This is a genomic window from Chryseobacterium oncorhynchi (assembly GCF_002899895.1).
Lineage (GTDB): Bacteria > Bacteroidota > Bacteroidia > Flavobacteriales > Weeksellaceae > Chryseobacterium > Chryseobacterium oncorhynchi.
Genome location: NZ_PPEI02000005.1, coordinates 63,068 through 81,692 on the forward strand (window position 1 = coordinate 63,068; position 18,625 = coordinate 81,692).

The 18,625-nt window shown below is 36.3% G+C and carries 18 protein-coding genes; 15 read left to right on the top strand and 3 right to left on the bottom strand.

The genetic code is table 11. The features are described from left to right. Positions 1-27: 27 nt before the first annotated feature. The 4 genes from C1638_RS16110 (at position 28) to C1638_RS16125 (ending at position 3,866) form a co-directional block, all read left to right on the top strand. The gene (locus tag C1638_RS16110; protein ID WP_103234821.1) at positions 28-393 is read left to right on the top strand and encodes a DUF1304 domain-containing protein; all 366 of its coding nucleotides are present in this window, start codon (positions 28-30) and stop codon (positions 391-393) included. Between the two features lie 537 nt (positions 394-930). Then, positions 931-2,181, top strand: a complete 1,251-nt coding sequence (locus tag C1638_RS16115; RefSeq protein WP_109622652.1) for a quaternary amine ABC transporter ATP-binding protein — start codon at positions 931-933, stop codon at positions 2,179-2,181. Position 2,182: 1 nt separating this feature from the next. After that, positions 2,183-3,010: an ABC transporter permease gene (locus C1638_RS16120; RefSeq protein WP_076356605.1), complete on the top strand. Its 828-nt coding sequence runs from the start codon at positions 2,183-2,185 to the stop codon at positions 3,008-3,010. Position 3,011: 1 nt separating this feature from the next. Continuing rightward, positions 3,012-3,866 (top strand): glycine betaine ABC transporter substrate-binding protein, encoded by an 855-nt coding sequence (locus tag C1638_RS16125; RefSeq protein ID WP_109622654.1) that lies wholly within the window; start codon positions 3,012-3,014, stop codon positions 3,864-3,866. Positions 3,867-3,938: 72 nt separating this feature from the next. Here C1638_RS16125 and C1638_RS16130 read toward each other — a convergent pair whose 3' ends face one another. Next, a complete protein-coding gene (locus C1638_RS16130; protein ID WP_109623246.1) occupies positions 3,939-4,328 on the bottom strand; it encodes a winged helix-turn-helix transcriptional regulator in 390 nt (129 codons plus the stop codon). A 91-nt stretch (positions 4,329-4,419) separates the two neighbouring features. On the opposite strand from C1638_RS16130, the gene C1638_RS16135 reads away from it, so the two are divergent. Together C1638_RS16135 and C1638_RS16140 are read left to right on the top strand one after the other, a co-directional pair. After that, positions 4,420-5,424, top strand: a complete 1,005-nt coding sequence (locus C1638_RS16135) for an NADP-dependent oxidoreductase (protein ID WP_109622656.1) — start codon at positions 4,420-4,422, stop codon at positions 5,422-5,424. After that, positions 5,417-5,887 carry a cupin domain-containing protein gene (locus tag C1638_RS16140; protein ID WP_109622658.1) on the top strand — a complete coding sequence of 157 codons (471 nt, stop codon included), beginning with the start codon at positions 5,417-5,419 and terminating at the stop codon, positions 5,885-5,887. Before C1638_RS16135 ends, C1638_RS16140 begins: the two co-directional genes overlap by 8 nt. A 227-nt stretch (positions 5,888-6,114) precedes the next feature. Here C1638_RS16140 and C1638_RS16145 read toward each other — a convergent pair whose 3' ends face one another. Both C1638_RS16145 and C1638_RS16150 read right to left on the bottom strand, forming a co-directional pair. Continuing rightward, positions 6,115-6,576 carry a thioredoxin fold domain-containing protein gene (locus C1638_RS16145; protein WP_109622660.1) on the bottom strand — a complete coding sequence of 154 codons (462 nt, stop codon included), beginning with the start codon at positions 6,574-6,576 and terminating at the stop codon, positions 6,115-6,117. After that, the gene (locus C1638_RS16150; protein ID WP_109622662.1) at positions 6,573-8,642 is read right to left on the bottom strand and encodes a TonB-dependent receptor plug domain-containing protein; all 2,070 of its coding nucleotides are present in this window, start codon (positions 8,640-8,642) and stop codon (positions 6,573-6,575) included. The genes C1638_RS16145 and C1638_RS16150 overlap by 4 nt, the downstream gene beginning before the upstream one ends. 122 nt (positions 8,643-8,764) lie before the next feature. Here C1638_RS16150 and C1638_RS16155 point away from each other — a divergent pair, with 122 nt between their 5' ends. The 9 genes from C1638_RS16155 (at position 8,765) to C1638_RS16195 (ending at position 18,618) form a co-directional block, all read left to right on the top strand. Next, a complete protein-coding gene (locus C1638_RS16155) occupies positions 8,765-9,916 on the top strand; it encodes a homogentisate 1,2-dioxygenase (RefSeq protein WP_109622664.1) in 1,152 nt (383 codons plus the stop codon). 236 nt (positions 9,917-10,152) lie between these two features. After that, positions 10,153-11,664, top strand: a complete 1,512-nt coding sequence (scpC, locus tag C1638_RS16160) for a succinyl-CoA:acetate CoA-transferase ScpC (protein ID WP_109622665.1) — start codon at positions 10,153-10,155, stop codon at positions 11,662-11,664. Between the two features lie 222 nt (positions 11,665-11,886). Beyond that, entirely contained in the window at positions 11,887-13,161 is a 1,275-nt protein-coding gene (locus C1638_RS16165; RefSeq protein WP_109622667.1) for an acetyl-CoA hydrolase/transferase family protein, read from the top strand. Positions 13,162-13,298: 137 nt separating this feature from the next. Then, positions 13,299-14,090, top strand: coding sequence for a hypothetical protein (locus C1638_RS16170; protein WP_109622669.1), 792 nt, complete (start codon positions 13,299-13,301; stop codon positions 14,088-14,090). Positions 14,091-14,328: 238 nt separating this feature from the next. Then, a complete protein-coding gene (gene hppD, locus C1638_RS16175; RefSeq protein ID WP_109622676.1) occupies positions 14,329-15,459 on the top strand; it encodes a 4-hydroxyphenylpyruvate dioxygenase in 1,131 nt (376 codons plus the stop codon). A gap of 71 nt (positions 15,460-15,530) precedes the next feature. After that, the gene (locus C1638_RS16180; protein ID WP_109622678.1) at positions 15,531-15,992 is read left to right on the top strand and encodes a hypothetical protein; all 462 of its coding nucleotides are present in this window, start codon (positions 15,531-15,533) and stop codon (positions 15,990-15,992) included. A gap of 54 nt (positions 15,993-16,046) precedes the next feature. Beyond that, on the top strand, positions 16,047-17,294 hold the full coding sequence (fahA, locus tag C1638_RS16185) for a fumarylacetoacetase (protein WP_109622680.1): 1,248 nt from the start codon (positions 16,047-16,049) through the stop codon (positions 17,292-17,294). Between the two features lie 30 nt (positions 17,295-17,324). After that, positions 17,325-17,732 carry a GxxExxY protein gene (locus C1638_RS16190; protein ID WP_109622683.1) on the top strand — a complete coding sequence of 136 codons (408 nt, stop codon included), beginning with the start codon at positions 17,325-17,327 and terminating at the stop codon, positions 17,730-17,732. Between the two features lie 61 nt (positions 17,733-17,793). Further along, on the top strand, positions 17,794-18,618 hold the full coding sequence (locus C1638_RS16195) for a flavin reductase family protein (protein WP_109622685.1): 825 nt from the start codon (positions 17,794-17,796) through the stop codon (positions 18,616-18,618). Positions 18,619-18,625 lie beyond the last annotated feature (7 nt).

Consider the following 18,625-nt stretch of genomic DNA (forward strand, 5'->3'; position numbering starts at 1 on the left):
AGTTTTACAATGAGAAAATATTGAATCATGGAAATCATTGCTAAAATTCTGATCGCAGTCGTTGCACTGGAACATATTTATATTCTTTGGATGGAAATGTTTGCATGGGAAACAAAAGGAAAAGAAGTTTTCAAAGCTGCCCTTCCTGCAGAAATGTTTAAACCCACCAAAGGATTAGCCGCCAACCAGGGCCTTTATAATGGTTTTCTGGCTGCAGGATTGATCTGGTCATTTCTGATTAAAGATCCGCAATGGCAAACGAATGTAGCACTCTTCTTTTTAGGATGTGTAGCCGTGGCAGGAATCTATGGAGCAATTTCAGCGACTAAAAAAATATTTTTCGTTCAGGCTTTACCTGCTATCCTTGCCATTATTGCTGTTTTATTGAAGTAATTTCATTGCCCGTATTTTTAAAGATCTTCTTAAAAATATATACATGATCAATACCCTCTTATCTTTTATGATAAGAGAAAAATTACTATGAATATTTCCTCCCATCATCAGACTTAAAACCAGCTTCTTACGTCTCAAAAAATCCATTTAATATAAAATTCGTAAATTTGCATCGTCATAAAAGATTGATACACAATATTTTTATATTGACCTGCATTGTGATGAGATGTAGAAATTCAAGTTGTTCAGTACACATATCCGTAATTACTTCATCAGTAATTTAATTGTAGAATCGATGTAAAAGATTAAGTTCTTTTTACACGATACACTCTTTTTCTAGAGTATAATCTATTGAAATATTTAAAATAAACATAAGGCCTTAGGTGCTTTGTGGTCTTATTTTTTTTGTGAAAAGCTTCTATCATGATAAGAAGCTTAGTAGATTATTTTATGCTATCATCACCAGAACAACAACGTAAAATGGGGTATAATGAATTGGTGTACAATTTTTTATACCATTAATTAAAAAATCTGAATATGGAAAAAAATGAAAACAGTAGAAAAGTAAAACTTAAAGTTGAAGATCTGACTATTATTTTTGGTAAAAACAAAGAGAAAGCACAGGAACTTTTAGACAAAGGTTTTTCCAAAAAGGAAATTCTTGAAAAAACAGGCTGCACCATAGGAATCAATAAAGCAAGCTTTGAAATCTATGAAGGTGAATTCTTTGTCATCATGGGATTGTCAGGAAGTGGAAAATCCACTTTATTACGCTGTCTAAACAGACTGAATGAGCCTACTTCAGGAAAAGTATACATCAATGACGATGATATTACCAGTAAAAACAATAAAGAACTTCTGGAAGTAAGAAGAACGGAAATGAGTATGGTGTTTCAAAAATTTGGATTGCTGCCTCATCATACTATTTTAGACAATGCCGGTTTCGGACTGGAAATCAGAGGAGAAGACAAAGCTTCCCGTGATGAAAAAGCACAGAAAGCACTGGACATTGTAGGATTGAATGGTTTCGAAAATCAGTATCCTTCCCAACTTTCAGGAGGAATGCAGCAGAGAGTAGGATTGGCGAGAGCTTTGGCCAACGATCCTGAAGTATTGCTGATGGATGAAGCTTTCTCCGCACTGGACCCTTTGATAAAATCTGAAATGCAGGATCAAATGCTTGAGCTGCAAAATACATTGCAAAAAACCATTGTCTTCATTACCCATGATCTGGACGAGGCCATTAAAATTGGAGACCGTATCGTTATTATGAAAGATGGTGTCATAGAGCAAATAGGAACAGCGGAAGACATTTTGACTAATCCTGCAAGCGACTATGTAAAAGCATTTGTAGAGAAAGTGGATCGTAAAACAATTATCACCGCCAGATCTTTGATGTTCGACAAAGCTACGGTGGTACGTTTCAGAAAAGATGGTCCTGAAGGAGCTTTAAGAAAAATGAGAGCAACAGGATTGGAAAACTTACCTGTCGTAGATTTTCAAAATAAATTCCTGGGGTTTGTGATCCTTAATGATGTCGTTCGAATTGCAAAAAAGAAAGAACCTACAGTAGAATCAATTATCAACAGCAACGTTCCTTCAGTTTATCCGGAAGTTACCGTAGAAGAAATGCTACCGTTAATTTCAGGAAATAAATCGGCTATCGCCGTGGTAGACGAAAACAATAAATTTTTAGGTCTTATCACCCAATTATCTCTCATCATAGAAGCTACTAAGTTTAACGAAGAAGAGATCATTGAATTAAAAGAAATCGCAAACAATCAATAAGATGAATAAAACTATAGATATAGGTCAATATGTAGAAACTGCAATCAATTGGCTCACAGAAAATGGAAAACCTGTATTTGATGTCATAAAACACGTAGGAAACTCTTCTATTATGGGAATTGAATGGGTTTTGGTACACACTCCCTTTTATGTTATCATTCTCTTTTTTACGCTGCTCGCATTATGGAAAGCCGGAAAAGGCATCGCTGTTGTCACGGCAGCCGGGCTAAGTTTAATATTTTTAATGGGATTATGGAAAGAAACCATGGAAACCCTAGCCCTTATTTTTGTAGCAACCATAACGGCCCTTATTATTTCTATCCCTCTGGGAATTTGGGCTGCTAAAAGTAAAATAGCCGCCAAAATTATCCGCCCTTTACTGGATTTAATGCAGACAATGCCTGCATTTGTTTATCTGATTCCAGCTGTACTATTTTTCAGTATCGGTAAAGTACCCGGAGCTTTTGCAACCATCATTTTTGCAATGCCGCCTGCGGTGCGATTAACGACATTGGGAATTGAAGCCGTTCCGAAAGATATCGTAGAAGCCGCCAGAGCTTTTGGAGCGACCAACCGTCAGATTCTATTTAAAGTAGAACTTCCTTTAGCCATGAAAACGATTTTAACAGGGATCAATCAAACCATACTATTATCTCTATCCATGGTTGTTATTGCAGGAATGATTGCTGCAGGTGGTCTAGGTGAAAAAGTATTGGAAGGAATTAATAATCTGGATATCGGATTAGGATTCGAAAGTGGTTTATCCGTTGTGATTTTAGCCATTATCCTTGACCGGATTACCCAAGGATTTGTAAAGAAAAAACAATAAGATGAAACAATTAAAATATCTATTTTTTCCCTTTTTAATAGTGGTATTGGCTGCATTAAATTCGTGTGAAAATATAAAAAACTCTAAATATATTACCATAGGAATGGTAGATGGCTGGGCGGAAGATGTGGCGATGACCCACGTTGCTAAAGCCATTTTGGACCAGCAGGGATATCATGTCATTATTCAAAAAGCCTCTACAGATATGATTCTGGCTTCGATGAATAATGAAGATACAGACCTTTTCATGGGAGTCTGGCTTCCTTACACGCACGCTAAAAAACTTGCTAAATTTCCTGGATTGGTTCATCTTGGAACCAATTACAACAACGGCCGTATAGGATTGGTTGTTCCGGAATATGTGCCTGTTCATTCCATTGAAGAACTTAATCAACATCAGGAGCAATTCGATCATAGAATCATTGGAATTGAGAAAGGTGCCGGATTAACAACCGGAACGGATAAAGCCATTATTGATTATAAACTGGATTATAAACAGATCAACTCCTCTACCATTGCCATGATCACCGAGTTACAGAATGCCATACAACGAAAAGAATGGATTGTGGTAACGGGATGGCAGCCTCACTGGATGTTTGGCAAAATGAAGCTTAAGTTTCTTGATGATCCCAAAAAGATCTTTGGTGAAGCAGAGCAGATTAAAACCTATTCCAGAAAAAGCTTTGGTAAAGATCATCCGGATTTAGCCAAATTCTTTTCCAAAGTCCATTTTGATGATGAAACGATGTCTGATCTTTTAATGAAAATGGAACAGAGTAAAAATAAAGAAGCCACCGCTAAGGAATGGGTAGAAAACCACTCTGAACTGGTCAAGTTATGGTTAGATAAAAATTAATATAACGATATAATTTGGTATTACTTAAAATCCTCAACTCTCCATGAGTCTGAGGATTTTTTTATTGACACTCTATGATTCAGAAGAATTCATCGATTCTTTGATCTTTTCTCTATGGATTATACCCCAGTTAACCAGCGTTTCTGTCACCGGAAATACAGATTTCCCATACTCTGTCACTGCATACGTTACCGTGATGGGTTTTGTATCCTGAATCGTTCTTGTGATCAAAAGATTGGTTTCCATTTCTTTTAATTCTTTGCTCAGCATTTTAGCGGAAATCCCCTCAATACTGCGTTCCAGCTTTTTAAAATGAATCATTTGATCTGGTCTGTTCGTCAGATATCTTAAAATCATCAGTTTCCATTTTCCTCCCAATACATCCAGACTGTCACGCATTGCAAACAACTCTTCCGTACAGCTGGCTTCTCTTTCGATGCCGTTTTCTATGATTTTTGCCATAATAGTTTCATGAAGGTAACTAGTTACCATTAGTTAACTAGTAGCAAATATAAACTATTCCCTCTTTACATTTGTACATCAAATTAAGAGTATGAAAGCAATTATTTTAAATGAAAAATTTCAGCTTGAAGATGGAATTACAAATCAGCCACAACCTAAAAACAATGAAGTCTTAATTCAAATCAAGGCAAGTGGCTTTAATCCTATCGATTATCAAATGCTGGAAAATGAATTGGAACGAAAATTAATCAAGTCACCCATATTAGGCCGTGAGTTATCCGGAATTATTGTAGAAAAAGGAACGGATGTCACTCAATTCAACATTGGAGATGAAGTATTTTGCGGAAGTGGCTCTATGGGAAGTAATGGGACTTATGCAGAATACATTTCAGTTCCGGAATCCATTGTTTCCCTTAAACCAAAAAATATTTCGTTTGAGCAGGCGGCTGCTATACCATCAGCAGGACTTACTTCGCTGCAAATTTTTAACCGTTTACAATTACAACCCGAGCAAACCATTCTTGTAACCGGAGCAGCCGGAGGAGTGGGATCATTTTTAATCAAAATTTTACTCGCTCATCATATTCAAAATTTCATTGTAACGGTGGGCAGTGAAGAAAACAGGCAAATGCTTATCAATTTAGGAGTAAAAAACAATCAGATAATCAATTACAAACAGGAAAATCTGGCCGAAAAGATTTTAAAAGCCAATAATAATCTTCCTTTTGATATTGGAATTGACCTCGTAGGAAATTATATATCTGAAATCACAGCTGATGTTTTAAAGATCAACGGAACTTATGTAGATGTGACTGCTTTAGTAACAAAAGATGCCCATGAAATGCTCTTCAATAAAGGATGTCTGATTATGAATATCTCTAATTATAGCTACAGCATGATCAAAAAGTATGATTATTACCAAAACAGCTTGATCGAAATTAAAAACCTGATTGAAAGCGGAGCTATCCCACCACCACAACACAAAGTAATAGGAGACCTTTCCCTGAAAACGGTTCTTCAGGCACATTCTATACTTAAAAACAACCAGACGCAAGGTCATAAACTTATCATGAAACACTCATCAACCCATGAATAAAATACCAAGACGCATTGTAACAGGAATCAAAAACGGAAAGTCCATCATTGTGGAAGATCAGCAGGTAAAAAATGCAGTAGAACATCTTCCGGGACTGATTATTTCAGACATCTGGAATACTCAAAATACTCCTGCAAGCTTAGATTTTGAAACCACAATTCCCAACACAGGATTTCCACAAACCCCAAAAAACGGAACCTATTTCAGGTATGTGGTCATTCCACCGGATAAAGATTTAGGTGTTGAGTTTAAAAAAGGAGAACCTCATCCCATGATGCATCAAACTCCAACGCTGGATTACATTATTATTCTTTCCGGAGAACTTCATCTGATTATGGAAGAAGGAGAGACAATTCTTAAACCTGGAGACATTGTCATCCAAAGAGGAACCAACCATGCATGGAGCAACCGGTCTGATGAACCTTGCATTCAGCTGGCGGTGTTGATCGATGCTGAAATTTAATATTAAAAAATTTCCCACAGATCACACAAATACCACAGATAAAAACTCACGCAGATCTAGCGGATTATGCAGATTTTACATAAACATCTGCGTAATCTGCGTAATCTGCGGGAAATAAAATATAAACAGTATTCAATTTTATCGCAGATAAAATCTTTGCGTCTTAAAAAGGATTAAGGAAAGATAAAACTTTGCTTCTTTGCGTTTTTCCAACCAAAACCATCCGATTACAAAGCAGAAATTTCCAACAGCTTCTGCGTCATTTTTTCAGGCGTCATCTGTCCTTCCTGATAATACACCAGATTCTGATGCTTATCCAGAAATACCCACAAAGGATAAACTGGCTGGTTTTTGTTTTTTGATAAAGCCAATGCTAGTTCATGAATTCCTGAACTTCCATTGGATAAATACTCAAATTCCTGCCCTTGAAAATGGATCTTATTCCTTGTTTTCTCTGCTTCAAAATTGATCAGATAAAAATTATCATTCATCATTTTAACAAGATCCTTATCCTTATTTAAACGAAAGGATTCAATTTTGCAAACTATACACCAATCCGTATAAAGATGGATTACTACCGGTCTTGGAGATTCTTTTTGCAGAAATTCCAGCTCAGAAAAAGTGCCTGTCTTCATCTGAGACAGATAAAAACAGGGCACTAACATTAAAAATAAAGCTATTTTTTTCATTTCAGGGTATATTTTACACCCAGAAACCCTCTGATACCTTGCATTGGGGCATACCCATAGGCTGTATCGAAAGTATAGTGGTTAGGGTTGTTGACAGGGTCATCAACATGTTTATCAAATGGGTCAAACGGTCTCATCAGAGGATCTTTAGGAGTAAAGTTGAATAAGTTTTTCACCCCGCAATACACTTCAAATCCGGATTTGAAGCTTTTTGAAACCTGAATATTCGCCAGAGAATAAAATGGTGAATACTCCGGACGGTAGTCATTCGGTAAAATGGGAAGTCTCATTGGACCATAAAACTGTCCAGTGAAATCTATGGTCAGATTACTCGGAAATTTATAGGTAATATTATAGGTACCACTCCACTTTGGAGCGTGTAGCTGCTGTGTTTTTTGATTTTCATTGTCAAATTTCTGATACACATCAAGGTAGGTTACTCCTAAATTGACACTTAAAGGAAAAGAAAAGCTGAAATCTACATTCAAGGAAGCCCCCCTTGAAATTCCATACCCTTGAAGGTTGTCATAAATAATTTTATTCGGGTCAGAATCAAAATCACCAACGATTTTATTACTGAAATAAGTATAAAACGCAGAAGCATCCAAATTCACCATACGGTTTCCTACAGGTATTTTCCAGATGTAATTTAAATTTCCGTTGACAGATCTTTCCGGCTTCAGGTCTGATTTCACAACAACTTCCCTTGAACCCGTCAATGCTGCATGGTCTTCCGTAAATAAGTTTACGACTCTAAATCCTGTCCCAAAATTGAATCGTAACGTATGATAAGGATTAGGTGAAAACTTCCAAGCTAATCTTGGAGAATGCACTGAGTGATGTACCTTATCATAATCATATCGATAACCCAATAACAGGGTATTTTTATCATTGATCTCCCACTGATCCTGAACAAATGCACCCCATATCGGAGACTTCATTGGTGCATTGGTTACTCCGTCTGAAGCTAAAGTTCCCGGTGTATTATCATCATAGAATGTTCTTTTAAATGTAAATCCGGCTGTAATATCGTGCTTACCGAAACTTCTGTCCCAATACGTTTGCACAAAAGCCACTTTCTGCAGAGCATTGAAAGGATTCGATCCGTAAAAGGAGTTCTGATCATGATAATTGTAAGAAAACTGGGTAACAATATGTTCTTTCATAGGCCATTCATACAACCCGAAAATTTCTGCTCTATTGGTATAAATGCTTTCTCCATACACCTGATCACTTCCACGGAAAGATTTGTTCCATTGCATTTCTCCCCCAAAACGATCTTCATACAAATATCTCATGGCAAAGCTTGCCTGTCTGTTTTCCTTTCTTTTAAAATTCCATTTATTAAAAACTGAGATTCGGCTTTGTAAAGCTGCATCAGCGAAATTATCTTTATTCTGATCTATTCTTTCCTGAAAGCTGAAATAATTTAAACTTAACAATGAAGCAGCATTCTTTCCTACATTAAACTTTGTAGAAAGATCAAGATTATTCTCACTCCACGTACTGGTCATCATATCTACACTTAGTTGAGGGGCTGTCAGTGCATTTTTGGTGATAATATTAATCACTCCACCCATTGCTTCAGAGCCATAGATAGAAGATGCAGGACCCTTTACCACTTCTATTCTATCCACAAGGCTATTGGGAATTCCGCTCAGTCCATATACTGTGGAAAGAGAACTTACAATTGGCATCCCGTCAATCAGGATCATGGTGTATGGTCCTTCCAGTCCGTTGATATGAATATCTCCTGTATTGCACACGGAACAGTTCAGCTGTGGTTTTACTCCATTGACCATCGCAATAGCCTCAAAAATACTTGGCGTCGGGTTTTTCTGAAAAAATTTCTGGTTGTAGATTTCCACTGCAACCGGACTTTTGGATCTGCTCATTGGCTTTATAGTACCAGTTACCACTACATCCTCAATATTACTCGTCTTGATCTCTTTCTTGAAAACCTTTGTAGAATCTGTGTTTTTATGTTGATTTAAACTTAAACTATCCGTCTCCTGTGCAAAACAATAGGAAGATAGAAAAGTAATAGAAAATAATATTCGCTTCATGAAATTAAAATTGTTAGACAAATCTAACAATTATTTTTGAATTACAAAACTTGCTGAAAAATATTTGATGAATTCAATTCATGAAAAATGATTAAATTTGAGAAACTACATATGAAAGTAAAATGAGATATCATCTAGCGGGAAACATCCCACCAAAAAGGCATACTATCTTTAAGTCTCCAGAGGATAAATTTTACTATGAACAGCTTTTCGGAACAGAGGGCTTTCACGGTATTTCTTCTCTGTTATACCATATTCACCGTCCTACACAGATCAAATCAATCGGAGAACCGAAAGATGTAACTCCCAAGATTGCGGTGGAAAAAAATGTTGCTCCAAGAATGTTTAAGGGAATGAATGTAACTCCTGAAGATGATTTTATGGACAGCAGAAAGATCCTTTTGATGAATAATGACCTGAAAATGGGATTGGCAAAGCCAAGAAAATCAATGGATTATTTCTATAAAAATGCAGAATGTGATGAGCTTTTATACGTTCATCAGGGAACCGGAATTTTAAAAACTTTTATAGGAGATCTTGAATTTGTAACCGGTGATTATCTCATTATTCCAAGAGGTACAATTTATCAGGTAGAACTTAAGTCTGACGATACTGTATTCTTTGTACTGGAAAGCCACTCTCCTATTTATACTCCGAAGAGATACAGAAATGAATTCGGGCAACTTCTGGAACATTCTCCATTCTGCGAAAGAGATATGATTGCTCCCGTTTTCAAAGAGCCGGTAGATGAAAAAGGAGAATTTTTAATTAAAGTAAAAAAAGAAAACCAGATTACAGACTTCATCTATGCAACACACCCATTTGATGTGGTAGGCTGGGACGGATATTTTTATCCTTATAAATTCAATATTAAAAACTTTGAACCTATTACCGGAAGAATTCACCAACCCCCACCGGTTCACCAGAATTTTGAGGGACACAATTTTGTAGTTTGTTCATTCTGTGCAAGAATGTACGACTATCACCCATTGGCGGTTCCTGCTCCTTATAACCACTCCAATATTGATTCTGATGAAGTGTTGTTCTACACAGAGGGAGACTTCATGAGCCGTAACCATATTGATCTTATGGACTTCACTCTTCACCCAGGCGGAATTGTACATGGACCTCATCCAGGTGCCATGGAAAGAAGTATCGGTAAAAAGTTCACTGAGGAATATGCCGTAATGGTAGATCCTTTCCGTCCTTTAAAAATTACGGAAGAAGCCTTAAAAGTGGAAGATCCATCTTATAAAACTTCATGGTTAGAATAATTTCATCTTGGAAATAAACAGTTTTAACTCTTTCAGATCAAGTACAAAAGTCACAATAGTAAAGAGCCTAAACAATTTTATATAAAAGTATTACTAATTACATACAAAAGACGCTTTAAATCCTTTATTTAAAGCGTCTTTTTTCGTAAATTTGTGAGGCATGGTTAACATCTATAATCATCATTATTTTCATAACAAACCCTAAGTAATGGTGGTTAAATAAAAATCAATATTACATGTTAGAAAGAATCAGATTAGAAAGTCTACACCAAAAGGTAACAACAGCTGAAAATGCTGTAAAAATGATTAAAGACGGTATGATCATAGGATCTAGCGGCTTTACAAAGGCAGGCGACAGTAAGGCTATACTGCCAGCACTTGCCGAAAGAGGAAAAACGGAAGACCTGAAGGTCACTTTAATGACCGGTGCATCATTAGGGCACGGTACTGATGGGAAATTAGCAGAAGCTAATGTATTGAAGAAAAGGATGCCGTTTCAGGTAGATCCAATCTTAAGAAACAAAATCAACAATGGTGAAATTCTCTTCATCGACCAGCATTTAAGTGAAAGTGCCGAGCTTCTTCACACCAAAAACCTTCAAAGCATTGACGTAGCAATTATTGAAGCAGCCTATATTGAAAGAGATGGAAGTATTGTTCCTACCACCTCTGTAGGAAATTCTGTAACGTTTGCAGCTTTGGCTAAAAAGATAATCATCGAGATTAATACGGAGGTTCCCGAAGAGGTTTATGGAATTCATGACATCTACCAGGCTGAAGATTATCCTTACAGAAACGTTATTCCCATTGTAGCTCCATGGAACAAGATCGGAAGAAAAAGTATTCCTGTAGATCCTAATAAAATTGAAGCCATTGTTTTCACCAATCTTAAAGACAGCCCTGCAGACATTGCAGAACCAGATGAAAAGACAACAGCTATTGCCCAGCATCTTCTTGGTTTCTTCGAGAATGAAGTTCGTTTAGGTCGTCTTACAGATCGATTACTTCCCCTACAGGCGGGTATCGGTAAGGTTGCTAATGCAGTTCTAACAGGCTTCAAGGATAGTAATTTTTATGATCTTACAATGTTTTCCGAAGTGCTTCAGGATAGTACATTTGACTTGATAGATTCCGGTAAATTGAGTTTTGCTTCAGCATCATCTATTACCGTTTCCAAGGAATGCTATGAAAGAGTTTTAGGAAATCTTTCAAAATATAAAGACAAATTTGTTTTAAGACCTCAGAATATCTCCAACACTCCTGGACTTATCAGAAGATTAGGAGTTATCGCTATAAATACCGCTATTGAATTTGATATTTATGGAAATGTAAACTCTACGCATATCGGAGGAACAAAAATAATGAACGGAATTGGAGGTTCTGGAGACTTTGCCAGAAATGCCTACTTAAGTATTTTCGTAACACAGGCTGCATCCAAAGGAAATAATATCTCTCACGTTCTGCCAATGGTTTCTCATACAGACCACACAGAGCATGATGTAGATATCTTGGTTACAGATGTCGGATTGGCTGACTTAAGAGGACTGGCTCCTAGAGAAAGAGCACAGAAGATTATTGATAATTGTGTACACCCTGATTATAGGGAAGAATTGCAGTCTTATTTCGACAGAGCATGTGAAAGAGGTGGTCACACTCCTCATTTGCTGGAAGAAGCATTCAGCTGGCATTTGCGATTCTCCGAAACAGGAAGCATGAAACAAACAACAGATATTGAAGTTCCTAATTAGGAATATCATTACCCCTATGAAAAGGACCGAATGCCATGCATTTGGTCCTTTCTTTTTTATACATTTATTTCTTCAGCCGATATGACAAAAGTCTTCTAATATCTGTGAAATATTTAGAATAAGTAAGGATTATAAAGATTATCTTTGATAGAAGATAGGTATTTTATGAGACAAAAAGATAATATCAACCCCCTGTCATGAATATTATTAAAAAAGTAAAATATGCAAAATTACATAAGCGCAGAAGAAGCAATATATACGATCAAAAGCGGTAACCGTGTATTTTTTCACGGTAGTGCATGTACTCCCAATTTCCTGATTGACGAGGTAGCAAGACAATCACACCGATTAGAAAATGTAGAAATGGTATCCATTACCCAACAGGGAAATGTAGAGATTGCAAAACCCGAATACAAAGACAAATTCTTTATCAATTCTTTATTCGTCTCAACTCCTGTACGTGATGCAGTAAACTCTGACAGAGGAGATTTTGTACCGGTATTTCTAAGTGAGATCCCAATTTTATTCAGAAAAAACATTCTTCCTCTGGATGTTGCGCTGGTAACAGTTTCCCCACCGGACAGACATGGTTTTTGTACATTGGGAACATCAGTGGATATTGCAAGAGCTGCCGTTGATACAGCAAAAACAATTGTTGCCCTTGTTAACCCAAGAATGCCGAGAACCCACGGAGACGGAATGATCCATATCAGCAGAATTCATAAACTGGTTTGGCATGAAGAAGAACTTCCAACCGTAGATTACAGCTCAAAAGTAGGTCCTGAAGAAATGCTTGTAGGAAAAAATGTAGCAGATCTTATTGAGGATAAATCTACTCTTCAAATGGGTATAGGAACCATTCCTGATGCCGTTTTAAAATGTTTAAGCAACCACAAAGATCTGGGAATTCACACCGAAATGCTGAGTGACGGAGTGATTGATCTTATCCAAAATGATGTTATCAACAATAAATACAAAGGCTATAACGATAATAAAACCATTACCAGCTTCTGTTTTGGAACCAGAAAGCTCTATGATTATGTAGATGACAATACTGTTTTTGCATTCAGAGATGTAAGTGAAGTTAACTTTCCAATCAACATCATGAAGAACAAAAAACTGGTTGCCATTAACTCAGCTATAGAAATTGACCTTACAGGACAGGTATGCGCAGATTCTATCGGAACTTTACAATACAGCGGTATTGGAGGACAAATGGACTTTATGCGTGGTGCAGCATTGAGTGATGATGGAAAACCTATCATTGCTATAACAGCAAGAACAAAAAAAGGAATCTCAAGAATTGTCCCTTTCCTGAAGCAAGGAGCAGGTGTTGTAACCACAAGAGGACATATTCACTATGTCGTTACAGAGTATGGAACAGCCTATCTGTATGGAAAAAACCTACGTCAAAGAGCACAAGAACTTATCAGCATTGCACATCCTGATGACAGGGAGATGCTTGAAAGAGCAGCCTATGAAAGATTTAAGCACTGATAATCAACTGTTAATATTTCAAATATCTTTTTTTATTTAAAATTAAAAAACATATATTTAACTCTATCAAATAATTCACAAAAAAGCCTTAACATTTTGGCAGTATTTTTGATAAAACTCTTTCTAAAACAAGGAATTTGAAGACTATATATAATTCGATACGAGAAGAAGTTGCAAAGCATTCTAAAGTAAGGAATTCTGTTTTGGGGAATGTGAATGAATGGAAGAGAAGCCATTATATTATTCTTTCCGAAATTATTAAAAACGAACTATCTGAATCAGAAGAACTTAAAGGCGGTAAAAAATTCGAAATTGGTAATACTATTTCGCATGTTACCTTACAACGATTTTTTGAAAATGACTATCAGGATAAAACCCACAGTGATCTGAGGTTTTTAAAAACGCTGGACAAAATCTGCATTTTTTTGGGGCATAAGGATCTTAATGATTATGTCCTTTCCGTAAGGGATATACATCAACATCAACAAGAAGTAGATGAACATTCATTTGTGACGCAGATGGTGTATGACTATTGTGCTACTGCTTTCGAATTTTGCAAACAGTTTCCTAATCATAATACTGAACTCTTCAAAGATTTAGTATTTGATGATTCTCCATTTCTCGAAAGAGTTTCCCAATTCAGTAAAGAACTGTGTGACAAAGATTTTCATTTGGTAACCAAAAACAACCGTTCCAATTATGAAGTATTTGATCTTAACATCGTTACTGATGAACCGGACAAAAAAATATTGGAATCTCAAGAATTTTGGAATCTATTATTTAAAGTAGGAGAAACAGGAGAAGAGCATTTCGTTAATCAACTCAGTACACAGATCTATTTTATCCGAAAAATAGACAATATCTGGAAAATCTGGGATAATTACAATCCGGATGCCGGAAGCTTAAACAGAAAAATAGAAACCAACTAAAAATAAGAAAGCCGCAGAGATAATCTGCGGCTTTCATGTTCGAAATATTTTTTTCTCACTTGTTTTTTGTAATACAAATGTAAGGGCTTGATTTTAAACTAAAGAAACTTAAATATACTTAAGTGAACTCTTCTTGAACTTTATGTTAAATATATTCAATGAATCGGCCGTAATACTTTCGCAATGTCCAAGTTTTTTGTATTTTGCATACCAATAAAATAAAAGTAAAAGAGAAAATATGTCAACACTTACATTTGCCGAGAAAATTGCTCAAGCAGAGAATTTCTTACCAATTAACGGTACAGATTACATTGAGTTTTATGTAGGAAATGCAAAACAGGCTGCTCATTATTACAAAACCGCTTTCGGTTTTCAGTCTGTAGCTTATGCTGGTCCTGAAACAGGAGTAAGAGACCGTGCATCTTATGTGCTTCAACAAGGAAAAATCAGATTGGTACTAACAACAGGACTTACATCTGACTCTCCTATCAGCGAACACGTAAAAAAACATGGTGACGGAGTAAAAATTTTGGCACTTTGGGTAGATGACGCTTACGCAGCATTTGAAGAAACTACTAAAAGAGGTGGAAAACCATATTTAGAGCCTGTAACTTTAACTGATGAGCAGGGTGAAGTAAGAATGTCCGGAATCTATACCTACGGAGAAACAGTTCACATGTTTATTGAAAGAAAAAATTATAACGGAGCATTCATGCCTGGGTATGAAAAATGGGAAAGTAACTACAACCCTGAAGAAGCAGGCCTACTTTATGTAGACCACTGTGTAGGAAATGTAGACTGGAACAGAATGATCCCTACGGTAGAATGGTACGAAAAAGTAATGGGATTTGTAAATATCCTTTCTTTTGATGACAAGCAGATCAACACAGAATATTCGGCATTGATGTCTAAAGTAATGTCAAACGGAAACGGTTTTGCAAAGTTCCCTATCAATGAACCGGCAGAAGGTAAAAAGAAATCTCAGGTAGAAGAATACCTTGATTTTTATGAAGGTGAAGGAGTACAACACATTGCAGTTGCTACTAAAGATATTATCCACACTGTAACTGAATTGAAAAAACGTGGCGTAGAGTTCCTTTCTGCTCCACCAGAAGCATACTATAACATGGTTCCTGAAAGAGTAGGTCATATTGATGAAGATCTTAAAAAACTTCAGGACTTAGGTATACTTATTGATCATGATGAAGAAGGATATCTATTACAGATCTTTACTAAGCCTGTAGAAGACCGTCCTACCCTATTCTTCGAAATCATTGAAAGACATGGCGCACAAAGTTTTGGTGCCGGAAACTTCAAGGCTTTATTCGAAGCATTGGAAAGAGAGCAGGAAAGAAGAGGTAATCTTTAATTTTACATTAAGAATAGCAGTTTTGTCAGAATTCAGAATTCTGGCAAAACTTTTTTTATAAAACACAACATATGAAAAAAATTATAATCGGAATTTTATTCTTTGGAACATTAGGCCTAAAAGCACAATATGGATCATTGAACTCAATTCTAGACAGACTTGAAGCAAGAAGAGGCATCAATCAAAATCTTGAAAGTGTAAATATCGACAACAAAAAGTTTGTTTTCATTAAAGATGAGACAGACCATACAGAAAGAGATTTTATTGTTATCAAAGGAAATAATGCTACTTATGTAGAGGTTTTCGATGATAAAGCTACTGGCGAAAGCAGCTCCAATGTTTTTACCGGTGATATTGTCAGAAAAAAGAATATCGTTTCCTTAAGAGCAAATGTGCTGGAGGGTAAAAAAATCCCAATGCCTGTTACTAAAACTCTATTGCTGACAAAACAAGACAATATTCTCTACCTCATCGATGTTAATACCCGAGACCGATGGATTGATGAAGAATCTTACTCGAAAAAGGCAAAATAAACATCTTGGGGAAACTTCTCAGGATGATATCTAATCTAATTTAAATCTAAACTTATGAAATCATTTGTAGACTATTCCTCAAATTCGGATTTTTCTATACATAATATTCCTTTCGGAGTTGCAGTTTTCAACAAAGAATATATCGGCTGCTGCACCAGAATCGGAGATCAGGTTATTGACCTTGCAACCCTTTATGATCTTGGTTATTTTGATGATATTGAAGGATTGGACGACAATGTTTTTGAAGCCTACACCATCAATGAATTTATTGAATTGGGTAAACCTGTTACCAATGCTGTTCGTACAAAAATCCAGACATTACTTCAGGAAGGTTCGGCATTATCAAAAGACCAAAAAACTATTGAAGATGCATTTTATGACCTCGACAAGGTAAAAATGATGATGCCTGTTCACATCCCGAATTACACAGACTTCTATAGCAGCATTGAACACGCTACCAATGTAGGAAAAATGTTGCGTGATCCAGCTAACGCTTTATTACCTAACTGGAAGCATTTACCGGTAGGTTACCACGGAAGAGCTTCTTCTATCGTTGTTTCAGAAACGGAAATCAACCGTCCAAAAGGTCAGATGAAACCTGCTGACGCAGACAAACCTATTTTCGGGCCTTGCAAGCAATTAGATTTTGAATTGGAAATGGCTTTCATCATCAACAAAAATACGGAGATGGGAGAAAGTATTTCTACTAAAGATGCTGAAGATGCCATCTTCGGAATGGTTGTTTTCAACGACTGGTCTGCAAGAGATATTCAAGCTTGGGAATATGCTCCGCTTGGGCCTTTCCTTGCGAAAAACTTCGGTTCGTCTATTTCTCCATGGGTAGTTACTCTTGAGGCTTTAGAACCATTCAGAACTTTTTCTCCTACACAGGATCCTGAGGTTTTGGAGTATTTAAAATTTGAAGGTGACAAAAATTACGATATCAACCTTGAAGTATATATCCAACCTGAAAACGGAGAGCAAAACCTAGTCTGTGAAAGCAACTACAAATATATGTACTGGAACATGGCACAGCAATTAGCTCATCATACCATCAACGGATGCAACATGGAAGTGGGTGATATGTATGCAAGCGGAACGATCTCAGGAAGTGATCCTAAGTCTTTCGGTTCTATGATGGAATTAACATGGAGAGGTCAAAATCCTTTATCATTAAGCAACGGTGAAGAAAGAAAATTCATTGAAGATAATGATACAGTTACCATGAAAGCTTGGGCTGAAAAAGATGGTGTAAGAGTAGGTTTCGGTGAAGTTTCTGGTAAAATTATCCCAACACTTTAGTTTTTCACCACAAAAGTCACAAAAGAATTTATGATTACGCAGTCATTTTTAACAGATTTGACCTATAAAATAAACGGAGCATGCATAGAAGTTCACAAAATTCTAGGGCCTGGTTTATTGGAAAGCGTATATCATAAATGTCTGGAAGAAGAATTTAGATTAAGAAATATTAGTTTTAAATCTGAACTGAAAGTTCCGGTACATTATAAAGGAAAAGAAATTAACTGTGATTTCTTTTGCGACTTTTTGATTGAAGACCTAGTTGTGGTAGAATTAAAGTCAGTTGAAAAGCTTAATGATATTCATAGAGCTCAACTTCTTAACTATATTAACTTAATGAAGAAACCCAAAGGCATTTTAGTCAATTTTAATGTGAAAAATCTATATCACGAAGGACAAGAAACCTTTGTGAATAAATATTACGATATGCTTTTTTAAACTTTAAAGATTAAAGCTATTTTACTTAAAACTTTTGTGACTTTTGTGGTTAAATAAAAATATGAAAACAGTAATCCCCTCTGAAATAACCTCCGTACAGCTACAGACAATCATGCAAACAGCCGTTTCACCACGTCCTATTGCATTGGCTTCTACGGTAGATAAAGACGGTAACAATAATTTATCTCCATTCAGTTTTTTCAATATGTTCAGTACAGTTCCTCCGATCTTGATCTTTTCGCCATCAAGGAGAGTACGTGACAATACAACGAAACATACTTTAGAAAATGTTTTGGAAGTTCAGGAGGTTGTGATTGGAACAGTAAATTTTCCAATTGTACAGCAAATTTCTCTGGCATCTACAGAATATGAAACCGGAGTAAATGAGTTTATAAAATCTGGTCTCACGATGAAAGATGCAGATCTTGTGAAGCCAAAACTTATTGAAGAATGTCCTGTTAACTTTGAATGCAAGGTTTTAGAAGTAAAATCTTTGGGAGATCAGGGTGGTGCTGGTAATCTGGTAATCTGTGAGGTTCAGAAGATTCACATCAGGGAAGAATATCTGAATGAAGCAGGAAATCTGGATCAGAAAAAACTGGATATGGTGGCCCGACTAGGTGGCAACTGGTATTCCAGAAGTAATGAAAACAGCCTTTTTGAGGTTCCAAAACCCTTGGTCACCAAAGGAATTGGGTTTGATCTTCTTCCGGATGCTATTAAGTACAGTAAAGTATTCACAGGGAATGATCTTGGAATGCTTGCCAATACTGAGGTTTTACCTGCAGGAGATTTCCATGCTGATGAAAACATTCATACTGATGCCCAGAAATTACTTCTGGAAAGCAAAGTTGAAGAAGCATGGGTTGTACTTACCATAAAATAATATAAAA

Coding starts and splice junctions, on each gene's coding strand:
- C1638_RS16110 (WP_103234821.1), top strand. CDS start 28: ATGGAAATCATTGCTAAAATTCTGATCGCAGTCGTTGCACTGGAACAT.
- C1638_RS16115 (WP_109622652.1), top strand. CDS start 931: ATGGAAAAAAATGAAAACAGTAGAAAAGTAAAACTTAAAGTTGAAGAT.
- C1638_RS16120 (WP_076356605.1), top strand. CDS start 2,183: ATGAATAAAACTATAGATATAGGTCAATATGTAGAAACTGCAATCAAT.
- C1638_RS16125 (WP_109622654.1), top strand. CDS start 3,012: ATGAAACAATTAAAATATCTATTTTTTCCCTTTTTAATAGTGGTATTG.
- C1638_RS16130 (WP_109623246.1), bottom strand. CDS start 4,328: ATGGCAAAAATCATAGAAAACGGCATCGAAAGAGAAGCCAGCTGTACG.
- C1638_RS16135 (WP_109622656.1), top strand. CDS start 4,420: ATGAAAGCAATTATTTTAAATGAAAAATTTCAGCTTGAAGATGGAATT.
- C1638_RS16140 (WP_109622658.1), top strand. CDS start 5,417: ATGAATAAAATACCAAGACGCATTGTAACAGGAATCAAAAACGGAAAG.
- C1638_RS16145 (WP_109622660.1), bottom strand. CDS start 6,576: ATGAAAAAAATAGCTTTATTTTTAATGTTAGTGCCCTGTTTTTATCTG.
- C1638_RS16150 (WP_109622662.1), bottom strand. CDS start 8,642: ATGAAGCGAATATTATTTTCTATTACTTTTCTATCTTCCTATTGTTTT.
- C1638_RS16155 (WP_109622664.1), top strand. CDS start 8,765: ATGAGATATCATCTAGCGGGAAACATCCCACCAAAAAGGCATACTATC.
- scpC (WP_109622665.1), top strand. CDS start 10,153: ATGTTAGAAAGAATCAGATTAGAAAGTCTACACCAAAAGGTAACAACA.
- C1638_RS16165 (WP_109622667.1), top strand. CDS start 11,887: ATGCAAAATTACATAAGCGCAGAAGAAGCAATATATACGATCAAAAGC.
- hppD (WP_109622676.1), top strand. CDS start 14,329: ATGTCAACACTTACATTTGCCGAGAAAATTGCTCAAGCAGAGAATTTC.
- C1638_RS16180 (WP_109622678.1), top strand. CDS start 15,531: ATGAAAAAAATTATAATCGGAATTTTATTCTTTGGAACATTAGGCCTA.
- fahA (WP_109622680.1), top strand. CDS start 16,047: ATGAAATCATTTGTAGACTATTCCTCAAATTCGGATTTTTCTATACAT.
- C1638_RS16190 (WP_109622683.1), top strand. CDS start 17,325: ATGATTACGCAGTCATTTTTAACAGATTTGACCTATAAAATAAACGGA.
- C1638_RS16195 (WP_109622685.1), top strand. CDS start 17,794: ATGAAAACAGTAATCCCCTCTGAAATAACCTCCGTACAGCTACAGACA.